This window comes from Janthinobacterium sp. J1-1 (assembly GCF_030944405.1).
In the GTDB taxonomy this organism is placed as follows: domain Bacteria; phylum Pseudomonadota; class Gammaproteobacteria; order Burkholderiales; family Burkholderiaceae_D; genus Janthinobacterium.
The window spans coordinates 5164232-5185014 of sequence record NZ_CP132339.1; the positions used below are offsets into that span (position 1 = coordinate 5164232).

The following is a 20783-nucleotide window of genomic DNA, read 5'->3' on the forward strand; positions in this document are numbered from 1 at the left end:
TGCCTACCATAGCTGAAGACTTATCACGCGATGAAAACGTGAATCGATCGGAACATCAGGAATAAAAACACCGTCCGCAAGCCTGCCGATAAGACTCATTCCCGCCAATACTGATCTGCTCGCCTTCCTTGATGCGGCGGCCCTGCTCGTCGACGCGGATATTCATGGTGGCCTTCTTGCCGCAGGTGCAGATGTTCTTCAATTCTTCGATATCGTCGGCCAGCGCCAGCAGATAGGCCGAGCCGGGGAAGGGTTCGCCCTTGAAGTCGGTGCGCAGGCCGTAGCAGATGACGGGCACGCCCTTGACTTGCGCCAGCTGATGCAGCTGCTGCACTTGCTGCGTGCTGAGGAACTGCGCTTCATCGACCAGCAAACAAGCGACTTGCGGGATATCAAGCAGGAAGTTGGTATCGGCGTCGAAAATATCGACGACTCGTTGCGGCCCCAGCCGTGAAGTGACGCGGCCCACGCCGTAGCGGCTGTCGATGGCGGCCGTGTACAGGCGCACCTGCTGGCCCTGCTCTTCGTAGTTGTGCGCGACTTGCAACAAGGCCGTCGACTTGCCCGCGTTCATTGCGGAATACCGGAAATAAAGTTTTGCCACTGCCGCCTGCCTGTCTTTGTCTTGTCTGGATACGGTTTATCACATTCCGCGAGGACGCCATTATAAGTCGCCTGACAGCGTTGCGACAGCCTGTATTGAAGCGGCGCATACTGGCGTGGCAAGCCTGGCGGATAGATGAAATGCGCATAAGCTAGCATTAAAACATTCGTTCGCAGCACCCGGACCCGCGCCTACACTGCGCGGCACGAAAGGCGGCCCTGGACACAATCCGGTGCGGCTGTTTCGCTGACAGGAGCCATCATGAATGATCGTACGATTTTTTCGCCATCCCAACCGCCGGCGCTCTACAAGCTGATCGGCAATACCCCGCTGGTCGAAGTGACCAGGCTGGACACTGGCCCCTGCCAACTGCTCCTGAAACTCGAATCGCAAAACCCCGGCGGCTCCATCAAGGACCGCATCGGCCTGTCCATCATTGAGGCGGCCGAAGCCGACGGCAGCCTGCAGCCGGGCGGCATCATCATCGAGGCGACGGCCGGCAATACCGGCATCGGCCTGGCGCTGGTCGGCCGCATCAAGGGCTACCGCGTGATCCTGGTGGTGCCGGACAAGATGTCGACCGAAAAAGTGCTGCATTTGAAGGCCCTGGGCGCCGAAGTGCACACCACTCGCTCGGACGTCGGCAAGGGCCACCCCGAGTACTACCAGGATTACGCGGCGCGCCTGGCGCGCGAACTGCCGGGCGCCTTCTTTGCCGACCAGTTCAACAATCCCGCCAATCCGCTCGCGCATGAAACCACCACCGGCCCGGAAATCTGGGAGCAGAGCGGCCATGACGTAGACGCCATCGTGGTCGGTGTCGGCTCGTCCGGCACCCTGACGGGCTTGACGCGTTATTTCCGCAAGGCGCAGCCGCAGCTGGAATTCGTGCTGGCCGATCCGCAAGGTTCCATCCTCACCGAATATATCGAGTCGGGCAGGGTCAGCGACACCAGCGGTTCATGGGCGGTGGAAGGCATCGGCGAAGACTTCATCCCCTCGATCGCCGACATGGACAGCGTGAAACATGCCTACACGATTACTGACCAGGAAAGCTTCGACAGCGCGCGCGCCCTGCTGCTGGCCGAGGGCATCCTCGGCGGCTCGTCGACCGGCACCCTGCTGGCGGCGGCCCTCAAGTACTGCCGCGAACAGACCACGCCGAAACGGGTCGTCACGTTCGTGTGCGACACCGGCACGCGCTACCTGTCCAAGGTCTATAACGATGGCTGGATGCGCGACCAGGGTCTGTTGCAGCGGGCACTGTCGGGCGACCTGCGCGACCTGATCGGACGCCGCTACGACGAAGGCGACGTGGTCAGCGTGGCGCCCGGCGACACCCTGCTCACCGCCTTCAACCGCATGCGCGCCAGCGACCTGGCGCAGCTGCCGGTGCTCGATGCGGGCAAGCTGGTGGGCATACTCGACGAGTCGGACCTGCTGCTGCATGTCTCTGGCGACGCGGCCCACTTTGCCGGCCTGGTGGGCGACACCATGACCACCCAGATCGAAACCCTGGCGCCCTCGGCAGGTATTGCGGCCCTGCGCGCCACCCTGGAGCGGGGCCTGACGGCGGTGGTCGCCGACGACGCCCTGTTCTACGGCCTGATCACGCGCTTCGACCTTCTCAACCACTTACGCAGGACACTATCTTGAACGATAAAACCACCCGCAAGAGCCATCTCGCCACGCGCGTGATCCACGCCGGCCAGTCGCCCGACCCGTCGACGGGCGCCATCATGCCGCCGATTTACGCCACCTCCACTTTCGTGCAGGAAAGCCCCGGCGTGCACAAGGGCCTGGACTACGGCCGCTCGCACAATCCCACGCGCTGGGCGCTGGAACGCTGCGTGGCCGACCTCGAAGGCGGCAGCGCCGCGTTTGCGTTTGCCTCGGGCCTGGCCGCGATTTCGTCGGTGCTGGAACTGCTGGACGCGGGCAGCCATATCGTTGCCGGCGACGATATGTACGGCGGCACGTATCGTTTGTTCGAGCGCGTGCGGCGCCGTTCGGCCGGCCATGAGTTTACATATGTGGATCTGACCAATCCGGAAAACCTGCTGGCCGCGCTGCGCCCGGAAACGAAGATGGTGTGGGTGGAAACGCCCACCAACCCGATGCTGAAACTGGCGGACCTGCGCGCGATCGCCAACATCTGCCGTGAACGCGGCATTATCGCCGTGGCCGACAATACTTTTGCCAGCCCGCTGGTACAGCGCCCGCTGGAGCACGGTTTCGATATCGTGGTGCATTCCACCACCAAGTACCTGAACGGCCACTCGGACATTATCGGCGGCATCGCCATCGTCGGCGCCGAGGAGCGCCAGGCGGAATGGCGCGAGCAGCTGGGCTTCCTGCAGAACTCGGTGGGCGCGATTGCAGGCCCGTTCGACAGCTTCCTGGCGCTGCGCGGCGTGAAAACGCTGGCGATCCGCATGGAGCGTCATTGCAAGAGCGCACTGGCGCTGGCGCAGTGGCTGGAGCAGCAGAAGGAAGTAAAAAAAGTATTTTATCCGGGCCTGGCGTCGCACCCGCAGCATGCGCTGGCGCAGCGCCAGATGGATGGCTACGGAGGCATCATTTCGATCGATTTGGACACCGACCTGGCCGGCGCACGCCGCTTTCTGGAGCGCTGTGCAGTGTTTGCCCTGGCCGAAAGCCTGGGTGGCGTGGAAAGCCTGATCGAGCACCCTGCCCTGATGACGCATGCCAGCATACCGGCCGAACAGCGGGCCAGGCTGGGCATAGGCGACGGCCTGATCCGTTTGTCGGTGGGCATCGAAGACCTGGAAGACCTGCGTCACGATCTGCGCACGGCGCTCGACGCGATCTGAGCGGTGCTATTGCCCCGGGTGGTAGCGGCGCTCCAGGTGCCGCGCCACCTCTTCCGGGTAGAACAGCACGTCCTTGAATTCGCCGCGCGCATACATGGCCGCCTGGTCCTGGAAGTGCGGCGAGGCCGGGTCGCCACTCTGGCCGCCCGCCAGAATGCTTTTTGCCCTGATCCTGGGTCCGAACTCCACCGCCGCCACGAAGCTGTTGCCGCGCTCGCCGTAAATCCGCCTGGTCGTGCTCTTGCTGGTCTGGCCATAGGCCGCCAGCGCGCCCCAGTTGCCCGAGGCATACGGCACCGGCAGGCTGGGCTGATTGTCGTCGAACGGCTGCACCACGTCGCCGGTCAGGCGCTGGTAGCGGTTGATCTCGCCCCACGGCGTTTGCCAGGAGCCAAAATCGCGCTCCAGCCTGGCCGCAGCAGCCGACAGCGCCGCCAGCCGCTGCGCGGCGCTTACTTGTCCGGTCGCCATGAAGTCGACCACCGGCACGCCGGCGGCACGCGCCGCCTTGCCCGCCGTCTCGGCCAGCCCTTGGCCCCAGAACACGGCCAGCGAGGTGGCGGTGGACGCCAGCCCGTAGCGCCAGTCCCAGCCGCGCAGCAAGGCGATCTTGCCGGCCAGCGCCAGCTTGTCGGCCGCATCTGCGGGCAGCGCATCGTATGCCGCAAACAGCGGCGGCAGCAAGGTCTCGAAGGCCGTCAGTTCGCTGTCGTAGGAGGCGGCGATCAGGCTGTCTAGCGTAAAGCCGCTGCGCTGGCTGAACACCTTGACCGCATGCAGGCCGCGTGCATTTTCCCCATACACCGACATATAGGCCGGGTAGTCCTGCTGGCGAGGGCTGTGCGGCCCAGCGGCCGAGTACGGCCAGTTGTTGGTGTTCTGGATCCAGCCATTTTTCGGGTTGAGCAGCGTGATCGTCTCGCCCACCTCATGCAGGCCGCGCCATTCGGTGGCCGGGTCGCTGCCGTCGACCGGCTGCTTCCAGTTGAAACGGGGATCGCGCACGGGGATGAAGTTGCCGTGAAAGTAAGCGATATTGCCATCGGCATCCGCATACACGGTGTTGTTCGAGGAATTGGTGCGCAGTTCCATGGTGCGGTAAAAAGACGCGTAATCGCGCGCCTTGGTGCGCGTGTAGGACTGCGTCAGGGCCGTCAAAGGTTCGTTCATCAGGCGCACCGCCACCCAGCGCCCGTCCTGCGCACGCACGATGGGGCCGTGGTGGCTGTAGTAGGCGGTGATGGTGCGGCTGGCCATGCCGCCACCGGCCAGTTTGTAGGGCAAGCTGATCGGCACGGCTTTCAGGGGCCGCAGCGCGCCGCCGTAGCGGTAGTGCCAGGCGCCGTCGTGCTCGACGATGGTTTCCAGGTACTCGTCGATCACGTCGCCGCCGCCCGAGGTATGCATCCAGCCGATGCGCTCGTTGAAGCCCTGGTAGACAAAGAACTGGCCCCAGGTCACCGCGCCATAGGCGTTCAGGCCTTCGCCGCTGGTGACCTGCACTTCGGGCCGGAAGTAGAACGAGGTGTGCGGATTGATCATCAACAGCGCATGGCCGTTTTGGGTGATGGCCGGCGCGATGGCAAAGCCGTTCGAGCCGCTCGGTTCCGCGTCCAGGCCGCTGGCGGAAACGGCCAGCGCCGGTGCCGGCACAGGCAGCGCCGCCTGGCCATAAAAGGCTTCCAGCTGCGCCAGGTTGACCGATTCGATATCGCCGCCGATGCTGCCTTCGCTGAAGCTCAAGGCCATCCACGGCTCGAAATGCGTGATCAGGCGCGGTGTGACTTGGGGGTGGGTGGCCAGGTAAAAATTGAGCCCATCGGCAAACGCATCCATCAGTTGCCGCAGCCAGGGCGGGCTGGCGCGGTACTGCGCCTGCAGTTCGGCCGGATCGATGAACAGCTTCATGCGCAGGTCGCGGTACAGCTCGCGCTCGCCCTCCACTTCCGCCAGGCGCCCCATGGCGTTGATGTAATTGAGTTCGATGCGGGCAAAATCGTCTTCGGCCTGCGCATACATCAGGCCGAAGACGGCGTCCGCATCGCTCTTGCCCGTCACATGGGGGATGCCCCAGGTGTCGCGCGCGATCGATACATTGGCGGCCTGCGCCTGCCAGCGCGCCAAGTCGGTGGCGGGAGCAGCGGTAACTGCATGGGGCGCGGCGCACGCAGCGCAAAGGGCGGCGGCATGCAGCCAGCGGCGGGTGGACATGGCTCTACTCCGGGGTTCAGGATGCGTCGATCAGCGCCGCGATGCGCTGGTTCAATTCCGTGTTTTCCGCCTGCAGCTGCGCCACGCGCTGCTTCAGGCCGGCCAGCTCGCCGCGCAGGCGTTCCACCTCGCTGGGCGCCTGGGCGGCATTCTCCGCCCATGGCTCGTTGCCGGTCTCGGGCGTATCCTGCGACACGTGCGGCATCTTTGGTTCGCGCGGCGTGCGTGTGGCGGCGCGCTGTTCGCGGATCTCCTTGGCCGCCTGGCGCAACAGCTTCTTGCCGCCGGCCACGGCCGCCACCTGCTCGTCCTGCGGCAGCGAGGCCACGGTGGCCGCCGCATTGATGGAGATCGTGCCCGCACGCACCGCTTCGACCAGCTCCGGCGTGGCCGCCTTCTGGATCTTTTCGATCTGGCTGATCTGGTTGCTGGAGAGGCGCGCGGCCTTGGCCACGTCTTCGCGCGTGCTCATGGCCGGCTTCGGCGCGCTCTCGCCTTCCGCCGCCTCGTCGGCAGCGGCCGGCGCCGGGCTGCGCGCGGCGACGATTTCCTTTTTCCTCAGCGCCAGCACGCCGCGCTGGAAATCCGAGACGCTGCGACGCGCCAGGTGATTGTCGATCATCCACAGCATCACGTCGTCGAGCGACTCGAAGCTGCTGTTCTGGATGGTCCTGAAGTCGATATGATGTTTGCGGCAGATGGCGTAGCGGTTGTGGCCGTCGATCAGCACGTCGTTCCACAGCACCAGCGCGTCGCGGCAGCCTTCGGCCAGCAGGCTGCGCTCGAGCGCCGCGTATTCGCTCTCGGTCAGCGGGTCGACATACGACTGCAGCACCTGATTGATAATGATATTCATGGTTGTCCTCTGTAGTACGGCGCGATGGTGCGCGCCGGCACGCATGCTACACCATCTGCCCTGCCTCACCGGGTAAAATCACGGCCACTCCCATTATCCCGGCATCGAGACATGAAAAGAAAGCACGCCGTCGCGGCGATTTTTACCATTGCCGCTGTCGGCTTCACGTATGTCAGCCCGTATATCGCCATGTACCGCATCAGCATGGCCGCCAGGTCGGTGCGCACGGCCAATCTGGCCCACTACGCCGACCTGCCGGCCCTGCGCGCCAGCGTGGCCCGCCAGCTGCGCGCGGCCGGCGAAGCTGGCAGCGAGGACGAACTGCGGCAGTTGCTCGACAGGATCGTCTCGCCGCCCGGCCTGACGGTGCTGATCCTGCACGGCAAGCATGGGGCGAATGGCGAACGCCGCGATTTCCGCATGTCCTACCGCTCCTGGAACGAGGTGGTGCTGCGGCGCGCCGGCGCCGGCGACGCGGCCAGCGCCTTCGTGCTGCGCCGGCGCGACATGTGGGACTGGCAGCTGGCGGACCTGGCCTTGCCGGCCGACTTGTGATCATGTCACGCAGACAAGGCGAATACGCGCTGACTTGATCCAGAGCAAACAATTACCATAATATCTAGATTTATTTAAGGAAACATTATGTAAGATGCCATCACTTCGGGCGCAACGGCGCCGGCAAACGAGAGATTGCGATGAAAAAAGCCCTCTTTTTCGGCATCGTGGCGCTGGCGGTGCTGGCCGGCCTGTTCTATGGCACGCCGTATTTCGCGATGAACCAGCTCCGCGCCGCCAGCATCACGCAAGATGCCGACGCGCTGGCCGCCCATGTCGATAGCAACCGCCTGCGCGCCAACCTCGGACGCCAGCTGCGCGCCCTGTTCGCCGCGCCGGAAGTCGCCAGCGACATCAACCCCGACATCGTTGACCCGTTGCTCGACACCATGCTGATGCCGGAGGGTATCGTGGCCCTGCTCAAGCTGAACGCCCATTATGAAACCGCGGCCGGCCGGCGCAGCGACATCAGCGGCTTGCGGCGCAACACCGCGCCGGCCTACTCGCTGAACTATATTTCCTGGAATAGCGTCGTGGTGCAGCGCGCCCACAGCAAGAGCCGCGTCGGCGAGCTGACCTTGAGCCGCGATGGCCTGTGGCACTGGAAGCTGACCTCGGTGGCCTTGCCGAAAAACCTGGCCGACGCATGAAATGACGGCGCGCTGCTATGATCTGATTTTCAACCTTCTATCGGAGGCAGCATGTCGGATCTGGTACAACAAGCACTGGCCCACGCGGGCAAGTCGGCGGGCACGCCGTGGGTGGTGACCCTGGTCAATGGCGAAAAACTCACCGGGCCGATCTCGCCCTTGGCCGAGGGCTGCTACGCCATCGGCCTCGGTCAGATCAAGTATTTTTCCAGCGACAAGGTGGCCTGCCTGAATGTGTCGGGCGCCGGCGCGTTTCCGATCTAGACCATCCTCAGGCCGCCAGCGCCACGCCGGCCGGTGCGGGCGTGGCTGGCGCCGCCGGGACGGCAATCGCCGCAACGCCGGCGGTCGCCAGTTCCGGCAAGCGCGCCAGCGCCGCCTTGAGCGCGTCGAAGCACTGTGCGTCGATGGCCGTGCCAACCGTTTCGGCCATGATGTCGAGCGCCTTCGGGATCGGGATCGGGCCGCGATACGGCCGGTCGGCCGTGATGGCGTCAAAAATGTCGGCGGTGGTGATGATGCGCGTTTCCAGCGAAATGGCGTCCGCCAGCAGGCCGTGCGGATAGCCCTTGCCATCGAGCCGCTCATGGTGGGCCGCGGCCACGATGGCCAGCTCGGCAAAGGCGTCGATGCGCGACAGGATTTTTTGCGTATAGCCGGCATGCAGTTGCACCGCCAGCCACTCGTCGGTATCAAGCTTGCCAGCCTTGTCGAGCACGCTGTTGCTGACGCCCAGCTTGCCCACGTCATGCAGCAAGGCGCCGCGCTTGAGCCAGCGCCGCCGTTCCAGCGACAGGCCCATGGCCTCGCCGATCATGTCGGTGTACAGCGCCACCCGCTCGCTGTGGCCGCTGGTGTACGGACTCTTTGAATCGACCACCTGGCCAAAGGCCGCAGCGATATCGTCCAGGTAGTCTTCGTCGACCGGCACGATGCGCGCGGCCGGTTCCAGCGCCGCCACCGCCGCGCCGATATGTTCCGAGCGCAACATCGACCAGAACGCGCCCGATTCGGCCACCCGCTCGAACGCGTCCACCAGCAGCGGATCGAACCAGCTGCCGGCGCGGTGGCGCACTTCGGCGCGCGCCGCCCTGGCGCCGTCGGCCGTATGAAACACATCGATCACCTGCGCCATCAGCGCGATGCGCGAGAACATGGGAATCGCCTCGCCGGCCACTCTGTCCGGCTTGCCCTGGCCGTTGTAATGCTCGTCGAGGCTGTAGATGCCGGCCGCCACGCTTTCCGGGAAGCGCAGCAGGCGCGCGATATCGGCCCCGCGCTGGCAGCGCGTGGCGACCAGCTCGCGGGCGATGCGCGGTCCGTCGCGCAGAATCGTCATGACGGCGCGAAACCGTTCGGCCAGCCCGGCTTTCAGCCCGGTGTGCTTGAGCACGAACTTCAGCACTTGCGGCAGGCTGTCGCCCACCGCCTTGTAATCCTGCTTGAAGGCCAGGTCGTCGGTCAGGTACAGCTCGCAGATGCGCGCGGCGTTGCTGCTGCAGCCCAGGTCCTTCAGCAGCAAGGTGTAATACAAATCCCACAACTCATCGTCACTCATGCCGATCTCGCGGCCCACATGCATGCCGATCCAGCAGCAGCGGATGCAGTGCCCCTCCGGCTGGCCTTCGGTAATGTCCAGCGCCTGGCTCAGGGCGGCAATCAGTTCGGACAGCTTGATGCTGCTGGCGGGGAGCGGGGTCATGGTTGAAATTGGCATGATAGAAATAAAAATTTCTTTGGTGAAATTAATTAATATTCTACGCGAAGCCTCAGCCGTCTGCAGGAGGGGCAAATACTTAGCCGGGAAGGCGGCACGGCAGAGTGAGCGTGCCGCGCGGGGCGACTTGCATGACGGGAGCATGTGGCATTGCAACAACATGGCACGGCGCCAGGCTCATGCAGGGAAGTTGTTGTTTTTTTGCCGAAGGCTTGCCAGCCCTGGCCTGGGTACGCAGCGCCGCAGGGGCAAGCACGCCGTTTTTCGCGACCGGCGCGAACGCCCCGGCTCCCCACTATGCATCACCGCCCTGGTGACGACAAATACGATTTTATTGGTGGATTCAGAGGAAATTGATATGAATTAGTCACCGTGAAAACTGGTCCGAATGGCAAAACTTTCCGTGATAGCATGACTTTCACTGACGGCAAAAGCCGGCCTTTCCATTCCCCAAAACCAGACCGATAGGAGTCGTTTCATGATCACACAGCATGCAGGCATGGTGCGCCGCACCTTGATCGCCCTGGCAATTACCGCCGCCTTCCCGCTGCAGGCCATGGCCCAGGAGACCTCGCCGGCAGCTACCGAGACGCCCGCCGCCAGCACCGCCGGCCAATTGGAAACCGTGATCGTCACCGCCCAGCGCCGCGCGGAAAACATCAAGGACGTGCCGATGTCGATCGCCACGCTGAAGGGCGAAAAACTCGACGTGCTGACCGCCGGCGGCGCCGACATCCGCTTCCTGAACAGCCGCTCGCCCAGCGTGTCGGTCGAGTCCGACTATGGCCGCACCTTCCCCCGCTTCTATATCCGTGGCCTGGGCAATACCGACTTCGACCTGAACGCCTCGCAGCCGGTCGGCCTGGTGATGGACGACGTGGTGATGGAAAACGCCATGCTGAAAGGCTTTCCCGTGTTCGACGTCGACCAGGTGGAAGTGCTGCGCGGCCCGCAAGGCACCTTGTTCGGCCGCAACTCGCCGGCCGGCGTGATCAAGTTCGACTCGGCCAAGCCCGTGTTCAAGACCGAAGGCTACCTGAGCGGCGGCTTCGGCAAGGATGGCATGAAAAACGTGGAAGGCGCGTTCAACGTGCCCGTCAGCGACACCGTGGCCTTGCGCTTTTCGGGCCAGACCCAGCGCCGCGACGACCGCGTGCACAATCCGCGCCCGACCGGCACGCGCGACTTCGAAGGCTATGAAGACAGCGCCGGCCGCCTGCAGGTACTGGTCAAGCCCACGCGCGACTTCAGCGCCCTGTTCAATGTGCATGCGCGCAACCTCGACGGCACCGCCACCCTGTTTCGCGCCAATATCCTCAAGCAAGGCACCAATGACCTGGTCGACGGTTTTGACTACGACAACTACCCGACCGACGGCATCAACCGCCAGCACCTGAAGACCAAGGGTGGCAGCATGCGCCTGAAATGGGACTTGCCGGGCGTCACCCTGCACTCGATCACCGGCTACGAAAAGCTCGATTTCTTCAGCCGCGCCGACGTCGACGGCGGCTACGGCGCCGTGTATGCGCCGCCGATGGGGCCCGGCTTCATCCCCTTCGTGGTCGAGACGGCCGACGTGATCCCGAACCACAAGCAGATCTCGCAGGAGTTCCGCGCCGAATCGTCTGCGCGCGGCCCGCTGCAATGGATAGGCGGCCTGTTCTACTTCAAGGAAGACATCCAGATCGACAGCATCGCGTTTGACAGCCTGGCGCCAGGCAATCCCCAAAGCCCGAACTACGCCACGCAGAACCAGAGTTCGAAATCGTACGCGGCCTTCGGCTCGCTCAACTACACCGTCTCGGACGCGCTGAAACTGCGCGCCGGCGTGCGCTACACGCGCGACGAAAAAGACTTTTCGGCCAAGCGGGTGGAAGCGACCACGGCCGGCCCGTTCTACCTGAACGACACCTCGCACAATATCAGCTGGGACCTGAGCGGCACCTATGTGCTGACGCCGTCGACCAACGCCTACGCCCGCGTCGCCACCGGCTACCGCGCGCCATCGATGCAGGGCCGCCTGAACGGCCTGGCCGACCGTCCGTCGTTTGCCGGTTCGGAAAAAGCCCTGTCGGTCGAGGCCGGCATCAAGCAGGACCTGTTCGACAAACGCGCCCGCCTGAGCCTGGCCGTGTTCCAGTACCGTGTCAAAGACAAGCAGCTGACCGCCGGCAGCGGCGCCGTCAACATGAACCAGCTGATCAACGCCGACAAGGCCATCGGCCGCGGCGTGGAACTGGACTTCCAGGCCAACCTCAGCGATGCGCTCAGCATGACCCTGGGCGGCAGCTACAACCACACGGAAATCCAGGACAAGAGCCTGTTCGTGCAAAGCTGCGGCAACGCCAGCAACAACGCCGCCAGCGGCTGCACCGTCACCGACCCGCGCGGCCCGTTCGCCGGCACCGCCTATATCGACGGCAACCCGCTGCCGCGCGCCCCCGAATGGCAGGGCAACTTCACGCTGAAATACAGCATCCCGCTCGCCAACGGCGAGTTCTACGCCTACACCGACTGGGCCTACCGCACCAGCTACAACTTCTTCCTGTACGAAGCCAAGGAATACAAGGCCAAGGAACTGCTGGAAGGCGGCCTGCGCGTGGGCTACAAATGGGACCGCTACGAACTCTCCGCGTACGGCCGCAACATCACCAACCAGATCCAGTCACTGGGCGCGATCGACTTTGATAACTTGACGGGGATTATCAACGAGCCACGCACGTATGGGGTGCAGTTCAAGGCGACGTTCTGACCGCTCGCTACGCATGCAGGCAAGCAAGTCATGCCGTCCGGTGCAAGCCGGGCGGCATTACTCCTGGCGCCCCCATTGTTCCGCCATCAGCAGCGCGGCAATGCCCTCTGCCTTGACCGGCCGGCTGTGCAGATAGCCCTGCATCTCGTCGCAGCCGTTGTCCAGCAAAAAGTCGCGCTGCTCGATCGTCTCGACGCCTTCCGCGATCACCCGCAGCTGATCTGGTGCGCCATGGCGATCACGGCGCGCACGATGGCCTGGTCCTGCACCCTTCCACCCAGGTGCCGAAGAGATCGGCGCCGGCACGCTTGCCATTCAACTCGATGTGACGGATGCACGGACCTGTCCCGCATCGAAGAGGGCACTCGGCGCCATCGCCCTGGCGCTTGCCATCGAACTCGAAGACGCTCCTGTCAAAGTGCGTGTGGGAGGTGGTTCGCATGCAGCGGACGCAGGCTTTGCGGGCAGGCGAATCAGCTGGTGCGGCCTGATTCGCCAGCGGTGGCGCGTCGTGCTGGCGGGATTAATGATCATGCTATGATTAAATTTTACTAACGCTGGAGATTGATTATGACTGTAGAGCCATGGGATTCGGACGTCGAACTTGAGGTTCAAGAAAGAGCGCGCGAAATTGAAGCGGTTGGCGGAGCCCTGCTTAACAATGCGCGGACTTTGGTGGGCATTCATTTCGACAGCGCGTTTCAAAATGACCCCGCCGTGATAGCCGCGGTCTTCCAGGGCCTGGTGGCATTGCATGGGCCGGTAAAGTAAGTTTTCAATACCTGAAGTGGTCATCATGCCAACCGCGCAAAACTGGCGGCCGAGCCAGAGGAAATTTAACACGGCCCAGCTGTGACCGATGGCCTTATAACGTGGTCCGTCAACTGCTGCGCGTACGACATGATCGCGTGTCAATATTCCGGCCGTGAAAATCTTTCAGATGATGGTGTGGGTAATACTCCCGACAGTACGGCGATAGCTGTTTCAACTCCCAGGAAAAGTGAGACTGTATTTTTCATACGTCGGATATGACAAATCCGCCGAAGCGGGTAGTTCGTCCATATTTTTCCATGCTTAACCGAAGTTCCATTTTGGTAAATTCGTTGGTAAATTTTGGCAAAGGTAGCAGTAGTCCGTGCCATGACGCATCATTTTGCACTTTCGACAGACGAAAAAAAACCTGCTTTCCCCTATGAAAAGGGGGAAAGCAGGTTTTTTCGCACTATGCGATGTATGTTCGTGGTGCCCGGAGCCGGAATCGAACCGGCACGCCCTTACAGGCGGGAGATTTTAAGTCTCCAGTGTCTACCAGTTTCACCATCCGGGCAGCGGCGAGATTCTAGCACAAGAGTTACCGTTTATACTATCGACAGTCGACCGGCGTCGGCGGCAATGGATACTTTTCCATCAACGACAACGGCAGTGCGATTCTTATGGAAATAACTTCAAGATGAAAATCCGGTGTGCCGCTTTATTGGTTTTTGTGCTGAGCTGGTCCGCACAAGCCACTGCCCAGGACGAACGATGCCCTACCGCAGAAGGCAAGGCAGTGACCTCACTGGATGAATTGCCTGCGCAGGTGCTGGACTTGTTGGACCGGGCCAGGGCCGGGACGGCTGGTATTGCAGATATCGGTGGAAAATTCAACCCGACTGACGTCATCGTCGATAATTCTGTGCCGATGCGCAGGCTGGTCACGGGTGTTGCCGGCCCTCAATGCATCTGGTTGACAGTCGAATACGGTGGCATAGGGCATTATCAAAAACAGCTGGAGTACCGGCTGGACAAGAATCAGTGGGTACAAACCAGGTTCGCGAATGTGGAACGCGCTCCGCTTCTCGCCCCTCCTTCCCGTCACTGATCATGCCTCATAATAAGAAGGCAGTTGCCGCTGCCAGTAACATTTCCATCTACAAAACAGTGCCTGTCTTCTTGCCGGGTCAGGCGCGCCAGAATAGTGATTGATTCATGCAAAAACAAGTCGTACGTTACTTACATCTCACCCCCGACAGCGATTTCCCCGCGCTGGAAGGCCTGTCGCCATTCAAAGCCATCGTGATCCTCGACGCCGACGTGGCGGAAATGACGATGTGGGAAACCAGCCGTGCGCTGGTCGCGGCCGGTTGCCTGTACGCGTCCGTCTGGGGCAAGCAGTGCGAAGCCTGGCATGACGCCATCGACGATGCGTACCTGGAAGCGACCAATTACGAAGACGTCGAACCCGAAAAAGCACTGGCGACGACCTGGCATGAAGACGAGGAATTGAGCGAGGTGTTCTGGTTCGCCAAGCATCGCGCCGTGCACCCTGCCGAACTGCGCGAGACGCTGATCCTGCATATCGCCGAAGCGCCGCGCCGGGATGAACTCGAAGCGGCGTACCGCGACGCCTGACCAGCTGTTCTACAATTTATTCGCTGCCATGGCTGCTGTCGCGCGCCCTGGCTTTTGCCTCTTCCTGCGACCCCATCCCGTTGAAGAACAGGTTCAGCAGCACGGCCGCGATCGCCGCCAGCAGGATGCCGCTGTGCAGCAGTGGCGACAAAGCCTTGGGCATATGCTGGGCATATTGCTCGGCGACCAGCGGCAGCATGCCGAAACCGATCGCCAGCGCGACGATGAACAGGTTGTTGCGGTTGCTCTTGTAGTCGACGCCGGCCAGGATGCGGATGCCGGTGGCGGCCACCATGCCGAACATCACCAGGCCCGCGCCGCCCAGCACAAAGGCCGGCACGGCTTCGGCCGCCTGGGCGATTTTCGGCAGCACGCCCATTACCAGCAAGATCAGGCCGGCGGCCACGCAGACCCAGCGGCTGCGCACGCCCGTCACGCCGACCAGGCCGACGTTCTGCGAGAACGAGGTGTAGGGAAAGGTGTTGAAGATGCCGCCGATCAGGGTGCCCAGGCCGTCCACGCGCAGGCCGCGGCTGATGTCGGCCTGATTGATGCGCTTGCCCGTCATGTCGCCCAGCGCCAAAAACATGCCCAGGGATTCGATCATGACGACGATCATCACCAGGCTCATGGTGAGTATCGCCACCGCGTCAAAGGTCGGCATGCCGAACTGGAACGGCGTGACAATGGCGAACGCCTTGGCGCCGGCGACCTTGGCGAAATCCGTCTTGCCCAGCGCAAAGGCCAGTGCCGTGCCGGCGATGATGCCGGTCAGCACGGCGATATTGGCCAGAAAACCGCGGCCATACTTGGCCACCAGCAAAATGACCACCAGCACGAACAGCGCGATGCCCATGTTGTCCAGCGCGCCATAGGCGGGGTTGGCGATCATCGGTGCGGGGCCGCTGCCCGCCGCCGCCACAAATGCCGGATCGGGAATTTTCGCCATCGATGGCGGCCCGCCCATGGCCCAGTTCACGCCGACGCGCATCAGCGACACGCCGATCACGGCGATGATGCTGCCCGTCACCACCGGTGGAAACAGGCCCAGCATGCGGCCGATAAACGGCGCGATCAGCATGGAAACGATGCCGGCGCCGATCACCGCGCCAAAGATGCCCGTGATGCCCAGCTCGGGGTTGTTCGCCATCGCCAGCATCGGGCTGACGGCGGCAAAGGTGACACCCATCATCACCGGCAGGCGGATGCCGAAGTATTTGCCCAGGCCCAGCGACTGGATCAGGGTGACCAGGCCGCAGCAGAACAGGTCGGCGCTGATCAGCGCGGCCACCTGCTCGGGCGGCAGCTTGAGCGCGCGGCCGACGATCAGCGGCACGGCGATGGCGCCCGCATACATCACCAGCACATGCTGCAGGCCCAGGGTGAACAATTTACCAGGTGGCAACATTTCATCGACGGGCGACGGACTGTCGCCGACAGGCGGTGCGATGATGCGGGGGATGGCTGTCAGATGAGGTTTTGCCACATTACGCTCCATTTCCGGTAAGCCTGCCGCAGCCGGGGCGGCAAGTGAGAGACAAGGGGAACAACTCTCTCACTGCAATGCATGCATCGTGCCAACCCACCTTCCTCGCCATGGTGCAAAAAAGACCATGCATTCATCATGACAACGCCGGCCTGCACTGTTTTCTGGCGCAACTCACCAAAAGGCGGCGCGCTAACGGCAAGCCTCCAGCAGTGCTTCGAGCTGCCGCACATGCGCCGCTTGCAATTTATCGCGCGCCAACAAGGCTTGTGCCTGCGCAAAGATGCCGCGTGGCGGTACCAGCGGCAAGGACGGCGCGGCTGGCAGCGCGGTGACGCAGGGCATGGCGGGCGGTGGCGGCATGCCTGCACAGGCCGACAGCAGGCACAGCAAGACAGGCAGCAGCAGGCGGCGCTGCCTCATGGCATTTCGCTGGCGATCAGCTTTTCGGCCGCCAGGCAGGCGTCGCCATCGTGGCGCAGCGCCAGGATGCGCGCCGCTTCCGCTTGCGCGCCGGCCTGCCCTGCTTGCGCGGTGGCCAGGGCCTGCCTGGCGCGGGCGGCACGCCGCGCAACGTCCTGGCGCACGCTGTCCAGCGCGGCTTCGGATTTGGCCAGCTGCACGCCACAGTCCATGCGCCCCGCCTGGTAGCCCCAGCGCTGTGCGCAGAGCACCAGGGCGCCCACCAGCGCCAGCGCCGCCAGCACGAGCATGGGCGGCCTCATGACAGCACCTTGCGCGTCACCTGGAACAGGGCCAAGCGGTCGGCCAGTCCGTTCAGGCCGCCGTTGATACGGCGCGTGATCCGTTCCTGATCTCCCGCGTCGGCCAGCCGGTTCAGGCCGCGCGAGTGCCAGAACCAGGCCGCAGAACGGCAGGCGGCGCCTGGCTGCTCCAGCAATTGTGGCGCGGCCAGCAAGTTGATGCCCAGCGCCACGCCACAGGCCGCATAGTTGGCGCGCCCCGTCACCTGCAGCAGGCCGCGCCCCTTGAAGCGCACGCCGTCGCCCGCCATCACATTGCCGAGGTCGCCACGCCCTTCATAGGCGGCGCCGCTGGCCAGTTCGCGCACATGGCGCAACTGCGCCGACTCGTGGCCGACCTGGGCCAGGAACGACGCCTGGCGCGCCGGCGTATCGATGCCGAATTCCTGCATGGCATTATTCAAGGGCGCCAGGTACAGCGCGGCGCGCTGGCCGGCAAACGGCATGATGGCCAACAATTGCGCGCCCGTCACAGCCCACCCCGCACGTCCTTGACCACGGCGGCGGCATCGGCCGCGAGTTCGCCGATATCCTTGCCGCGCCGTCTGTCGAACCAGCGCACGCAGGCGCCCAGCACCCACCACGCGGGCAGGCCGGCCGCCACCATCAGCGGCGCGGCGATAAACAAAAAACCCGTGGCCGGGTCGCCGCCATACAGGCCGGCCACGGTTTTCGCGCTGTCGAACAGGCTGGGCCACCACGACAGCACGGCCGCCACCAGCGCCGGGCCGATAAAGGTGGAAATGATAATGCTGGAAAAAAAGCGGATGAACGCCTCCCTGGTCGACTGCGGCCACATGAACATGAAGCCCAGCGACGTGGCGGCGGCGCCGGCCAGCACCGGCACGCCAAACAGTTTGATCAGTGCGCCGCCGGCGGCGGTGGTTTCGATGGCCATGATTGCCTCTCTTGTGGTTGAAATAAAAAAACCCGCCGTGGCGGGTTGGTATTGGCTTGCTGATCTGTCACACGGCCTTGACCATCACGTAGGCGCGGCCATCCGGTTCGATCGAGATAACGCGCCCGACCGCCCGCCGATATTGCGCCATGGTGATGTCGTCCGCATGCACGGCGATGCCCGCAATGCCCTCGCCATCCTGCACCGGCACAATGTAATCGCCAGGCCGGGCGCCCATCACGTTGACCGGCACGCGGCCGGCGATCGCGATGCGGTCGACTTTCTGGCGCTCGACTTCCAGGGCGGCCTCGAACGTGGCCATGGCCTCGGCATCGTGCTGCGCAGCGGCAGCGTGCGCAGCCAGGGCGGCAGCGTAGGCTGTCTGTTTTTCCGACCACTCGGCATCGGTATCGCCAGGCGTTACCACGTCCAGGTATTCCTGCGGCTCGGTGCCCGGCAGCGGCTGCTGCTCAATCACATCATCGCGCCGAGCCGGCGGCGTCGGCACCGAGCCAGCCTGCGGCTGCGGGCGGGGTCCGAGGCCGCTTGACCATGTGTCACCCCCGACGAATGACGGCGCCGTCGATTTAATGGCAAACATAACCGCCGGCGACCATTGATCGGCGATCGTGTTTTCAGCGGTGATGCCGACGATCTGCCCCTTGGCCACAGCCGCGCAGCAAGCACTTTTGGGAATGTACTCGGCATAATCGTTCCCGCCGGTATTGACCGTTCCATTTGCGGATATGCTCCGGGCAGTCACCTCGGCTTTCGTCAGGTACATCACAGCGCTTGGCTGATTAAATGTACCGCCGTCACCACCATACAGCAGAAAACTGGGGGAATTCCTGTAACCTGCAGCCATGATGAATGCACCAGATGAGACTGGTGACGAAATGCGCATCGGCCCGTGAACCTGCAGCAAATCCAACTGCCCGGAATTCTCGAGCGTTTTTGCACCGATCAACACGGCACCCGTTTCAGTGATTCGGGCCACCTCCCGGTAGCCAGATGCGCCTCCACCTGTGCCAGTCTCAAATGCGGTGTATCCGGCAGAGCTCCCGGTAGGATCTCCTGCACCAACAATGCGGCTGCCGTATCCATTCGTGCCGGGATAGCCGAATCGGATAGCCGTCCCGGAAATACCTGCACCGCCCGAGTTGGTGAGCAGGGCGAGCTGCTCGATGATGCCTGCCGTTCCGGTGCGGGTTACTGTGATGGTCGAGGTCGACGTCAGCGGTCCGGTGAGCGCCCCACCCGTGAGCGGCAACGCATTGAACGGGCCGGCCGCAAACGCGTCCCACATTTGATTGAGCACCTCGACAACATTTTTCATACCGGCTGTAAATTTGCTGGCCATATTTTTAAATCCCTTCTATTTGGAGTGGTGCTGCATAAATTTCGTAATACGGCGTGCTGACCGCGTCGAGATTGGCCACGCGGCCGTATAGCATGTGGTCCTGCTCCAGCAGCGAGTCAGGATTTTCCGGAAACAGGCTGAACAGCAGCGGCCGGACCGGGCCGCATTCACGCAGGATGCGCATCAGGCGCGCTCGATCTGGCGCTGTCAGGTGCGCCAGGCTGATTGCCAGTTTGTCGCTGGCGGTACCGACTGCCGTTTTGGCAGTGCCGGCGGCCGTGCGGTAGACCTCGGTGCTGTCTTGCAGCTGCACGCTGGCGCCGTATTCGGCATTGTTCTCGGGCGACCAGTAATTGCCGGCTACCAGGCGCGATATCTCGATGTAGCCGGCAGGCAGGTCCGGGCAATACACATCGATCACCAGGCGGCGCACGAATACCGGCGCGAACCAGGCCACGGCATCCGCGCCACCACCGCGTGCCCAGGTGTTCGTGCCGCCCCAGGCATCGGCGTTCCAGCCCAGCGGCAGCTCGCCGAACGGGTAACTGCCCAGCGGCGCCTCGGGGCACGGCATCATCCAGCCCGTGTCGATCGCTGGAGCCGCGTCATTCGGCCATAGCCGCGCACACGCATGCGGGCGCTGCTGGTCACGTTGGTCAATATCAGTGCCACGCAGGCGACGCACTCCTGCGTGGGCCACGTGGCGGTAATGGTCTGCGTCGTGCCGACGGCGCGCAGCACGGCAGATTTGCGGTCCAGCTGCAGGTTGGCCGGGCCCAGCGTGCCGGCCTGGCTCGATGCGGCCAGTCCCGCGCGGTCGGCGGCGTTGTCGTGGATTATGCGTAAATTGGGCATGGCGCTCCTATGGCAAATTGGTGCCGTCGACGATGAAAAACGGCGACGGTTCGGAATACACGGTATCGGGTGGCAGCGCGCCGCTCATGATTCCGGAGCGCAGCACGAGCGTTGGGGCGTAGGCGATCGCGCCGCTCACCCGGCGTACCAGGAACCGGCGGTAATCGGTTTTGATGTATTGCCCGCCAGTGCCTGGCTCATAGGTCGCCTCGTAATAAGGGCTGGCGCCGAGCGCTACCGGGCGCGCCACCGAATTGACGACCACGCCGCTATCGAGTCCACCCAGGGCCAGCGGGAACGTGAGGGCCGGCGCGCCGAAATCGTGCGTCACCTGGTTTGTAACGCTGTGGCGCAGCAGCAGACCGGCATCAGCAATCCGCTCCGTGATGGTGGTGAACGCCCAGATGGTGACCTGTTCCTGCTGGTCGAAATCACCATTTTCGGCGCCGCTGTATCCACAATATGCGGTCAGCGTATGCACCCCATTTGCATAATCGGTTTTGAGAATGCCGACACGCCGGTCGACGGGCAGATCGATCGCCCACAGAATCGAGCGCGTGCTGGCGAATTGATAGGTCGACGAACCGGACACGGTGCCGCCACCCGAGCCATGGTGCTGCTGCAGCGATACGAATGTCGCGCGGCCGATGCAGTGTGTGCCATAGGTGTCGCTGTCGACCACCAGTTCATTGTGCTGGTTACGAATTCTGAGGCGTTTCGTCATTTTAAAAACACCCCCACGCATGGCTGCCGGCCACTAGACGACGCTGGCCAAACCCCAAACTGAAATCTGGGGTAGCCCAGCGACTCATCGTAGGTGTGCGGGATTACCTGAAACCCATCTCCGTAG

General features: G+C 63.3%; 24 protein-coding genes and 1 tRNA gene. 10 read left to right on the forward strand and 15 right to left on the reverse strand.

Going from position 1 to position 20783, the window contains the following annotated elements; translation table 11 throughout:
* Positions 1–55: 55 nt before the first annotated feature.
* Positions 56–574, reverse strand: coding sequence for a thymidine kinase (locus tag Q8L25_RS23630; RefSeq protein WP_374694197.1), 519 nt, complete (start codon positions 572–574; stop codon positions 56–58).
* Between the two features lie 291 nt (positions 575–865).
* On the opposite strand from Q8L25_RS23630, the gene Q8L25_RS23635 reads away from it, so the two are divergent.
* A complete protein-coding gene (locus Q8L25_RS23635) occupies positions 866–2260 on the forward strand; it encodes a cystathionine beta-synthase (RefSeq protein ID WP_308921732.1) in 1395 nt (464 codons plus the stop codon).
* Positions 2257–3438 carry a PLP-dependent aspartate aminotransferase family protein gene (locus tag Q8L25_RS23640; protein ID WP_308921733.1) on the forward strand — a complete coding sequence of 394 codons (1182 nt, stop codon included), beginning with the start codon at positions 2257–2259 and terminating at the stop codon, positions 3436–3438. The genes Q8L25_RS23635 and Q8L25_RS23640 overlap by 4 nt, the downstream gene beginning before the upstream one ends.
* A 6-nt stretch (positions 3439–3444) precedes the next feature.
* On the opposite strand, the gene Q8L25_RS23645 is transcribed toward Q8L25_RS23640, so the two are convergent.
* A complete protein-coding gene (locus Q8L25_RS23645; RefSeq protein WP_308921734.1) occupies positions 3445–5649 on the reverse strand; it encodes a penicillin acylase family protein in 2205 nt (734 codons plus the stop codon).
* A gap of 16 nt (positions 5650–5665) precedes the next feature.
* Positions 5666–6505 carry a hypothetical protein gene (locus tag Q8L25_RS23650; protein ID WP_308921735.1) on the reverse strand — a complete coding sequence of 280 codons (840 nt, stop codon included), beginning with the start codon at positions 6503–6505 and terminating at the stop codon, positions 5666–5668.
* Between the two features lie 111 nt (positions 6506–6616).
* On the opposite strand from Q8L25_RS23650, the gene Q8L25_RS23655 reads away from it, so the two are divergent.
* The 3 genes from Q8L25_RS23655 (at position 6617) to Q8L25_RS23665 (ending at position 7974) form a co-directional block, all read left to right on the forward strand.
* Positions 6617–7060 carry a DUF2939 domain-containing protein gene (locus tag Q8L25_RS23655; protein WP_308921736.1) on the forward strand — a complete coding sequence of 148 codons (444 nt, stop codon included), beginning with the start codon at positions 6617–6619 and terminating at the stop codon, positions 7058–7060.
* Between the two features lie 140 nt (positions 7061–7200).
* Positions 7201–7710 (forward strand): DUF2939 domain-containing protein, encoded by a 510-nt coding sequence (locus Q8L25_RS23660; protein ID WP_308921737.1) that lies wholly within the window; start codon positions 7201–7203, stop codon positions 7708–7710.
* A gap of 51 nt (positions 7711–7761) precedes the next feature.
* The gene (locus Q8L25_RS23665; protein ID WP_308921738.1) at positions 7762–7974 is read left to right on the forward strand and encodes a hypothetical protein; all 213 of its coding nucleotides are present in this window, start codon (positions 7762–7764) and stop codon (positions 7972–7974) included.
* Positions 7975–7981: 7 nt separating this feature from the next.
* Here the strand turns inward: Q8L25_RS23665 and Q8L25_RS23670 are convergent, their stop codons facing one another.
* Positions 7982–9412: an HD domain-containing phosphohydrolase gene (locus tag Q8L25_RS23670; RefSeq protein WP_308921739.1), complete on the reverse strand. Its 1431-nt coding sequence runs from the start codon at positions 9410–9412 to the stop codon at positions 7982–7984.
* Here Q8L25_RS23670 and Q8L25_RS23675 point away from each other — a divergent pair.
* Together Q8L25_RS23675 and Q8L25_RS23680 are read left to right on the forward strand one after the other, a co-directional pair.
* A complete protein-coding gene (locus Q8L25_RS23675) occupies positions 9411–9794 on the forward strand; it encodes a hypothetical protein (protein WP_308921740.1) in 384 nt (127 codons plus the stop codon). The genes Q8L25_RS23670 and Q8L25_RS23675 overlap by 2 nt on opposite strands.
* Positions 9795–9905: 111 nt before the next feature.
* Entirely contained in the window at positions 9906–12179 is a 2274-nt protein-coding gene (locus Q8L25_RS23680; protein ID WP_308921741.1) for a TonB-dependent receptor domain-containing protein, read from the forward strand.
* A gap of 57 nt (positions 12180–12236) precedes the next feature.
* On the opposite strand, the gene Q8L25_RS23685 is transcribed toward Q8L25_RS23680, so the two are convergent.
* Complete coding sequence (locus tag Q8L25_RS23685; RefSeq protein WP_308921742.1) at positions 12237–12389, reverse strand: hypothetical protein; 153 nt, start codon at positions 12387–12389, stop codon at positions 12237–12239.
* Between the two features lie 360 nt (positions 12390–12749).
* Here Q8L25_RS23685 and Q8L25_RS23690 point away from each other — a divergent pair, with 360 nt between their 5' ends.
* A complete protein-coding gene (locus tag Q8L25_RS23690; protein ID WP_308921743.1) occupies positions 12750–12950 on the forward strand; it encodes a hypothetical protein in 201 nt (66 codons plus the stop codon).
* 469 nt (positions 12951–13419) lie between these two features.
* On the opposite strand, the gene Q8L25_RS23695 is transcribed toward Q8L25_RS23690, so the two are convergent.
* Positions 13420–13506 (reverse strand) — tRNA-Leu (locus Q8L25_RS23695).
* Between the two features lie 222 nt (positions 13507–13728).
* Between Q8L25_RS23695 and Q8L25_RS23700 the strand changes: the two genes are divergently transcribed.
* Positions 13729–14040: a hypothetical protein gene (locus Q8L25_RS23700; RefSeq protein WP_308921744.1), complete on the forward strand. Its 312-nt coding sequence runs from the start codon at positions 13729–13731 to the stop codon at positions 14038–14040.
* Between the two features lie 107 nt (positions 14041–14147).
* A complete protein-coding gene (locus Q8L25_RS23705; protein WP_308921745.1) occupies positions 14148–14570 on the forward strand; it encodes a hypothetical protein in 423 nt (140 codons plus the stop codon).
* A 16-nt stretch (positions 14571–14586) separates the two neighbouring features.
* On the opposite strand, the gene Q8L25_RS23710 is transcribed toward Q8L25_RS23705, so the two are convergent.
* From Q8L25_RS23710 to Q8L25_RS23750, 9 genes are all read right to left on the reverse strand, one after another.
* Positions 14587–15978: a nucleobase:cation symporter-2 family protein gene (locus Q8L25_RS23710; protein WP_308925785.1), complete on the reverse strand. Its 1392-nt coding sequence runs from the start codon at positions 15976–15978 to the stop codon at positions 14587–14589.
* Positions 15979–16248: 270 nt separating this feature from the next.
* Positions 16249–16479, reverse strand: a complete 231-nt coding sequence (locus Q8L25_RS23715) for a hypothetical protein (RefSeq protein WP_308921746.1) — start codon at positions 16477–16479, stop codon at positions 16249–16251.
* Positions 16476–16781, reverse strand: a complete 306-nt coding sequence (locus tag Q8L25_RS23720) for a hypothetical protein (protein ID WP_308921747.1) — start codon at positions 16779–16781, stop codon at positions 16476–16478. Before Q8L25_RS23720 ends, Q8L25_RS23715 begins: the two co-directional genes overlap by 4 nt.
* Complete coding sequence (locus Q8L25_RS23725; RefSeq protein ID WP_308921748.1) at positions 16778–17278, reverse strand: glycoside hydrolase family 19 protein; 501 nt, start codon at positions 17276–17278, stop codon at positions 16778–16780. Before Q8L25_RS23725 ends, Q8L25_RS23720 begins: the two co-directional genes overlap by 4 nt.
* Positions 17279–17289: 11 nt before the next feature.
* Entirely contained in the window at positions 17290–17718 is a 429-nt protein-coding gene (locus Q8L25_RS23730; protein WP_308921749.1) for a hypothetical protein, read from the reverse strand.
* 67 nt (positions 17719–17785) lie between these two features.
* Complete coding sequence (locus Q8L25_RS23735) at positions 17786–19078, reverse strand: hypothetical protein (RefSeq protein ID WP_308921750.1); 1293 nt, start codon at positions 19076–19078, stop codon at positions 17786–17788.
* Between the two features lie 4 nt (positions 19079–19082).
* Positions 19083–19655, reverse strand: coding sequence for a hypothetical protein (locus tag Q8L25_RS23740; RefSeq protein ID WP_308921751.1), 573 nt, complete (start codon positions 19653–19655; stop codon positions 19083–19085).
* Positions 19652–19933: a hypothetical protein gene (locus Q8L25_RS23745; protein WP_308921752.1), complete on the reverse strand. Its 282-nt coding sequence runs from the start codon at positions 19931–19933 to the stop codon at positions 19652–19654. The genes Q8L25_RS23740 and Q8L25_RS23745 overlap by 4 nt, the downstream gene beginning before the upstream one ends.
* A 7-nt stretch (positions 19934–19940) precedes the next feature.
* Positions 19941–20657 (reverse strand): hypothetical protein, encoded by a 717-nt coding sequence (locus tag Q8L25_RS23750; RefSeq protein WP_308921753.1) that lies wholly within the window; start codon positions 20655–20657, stop codon positions 19941–19943.
* Positions 20658–20783 lie beyond the last annotated feature (126 nt).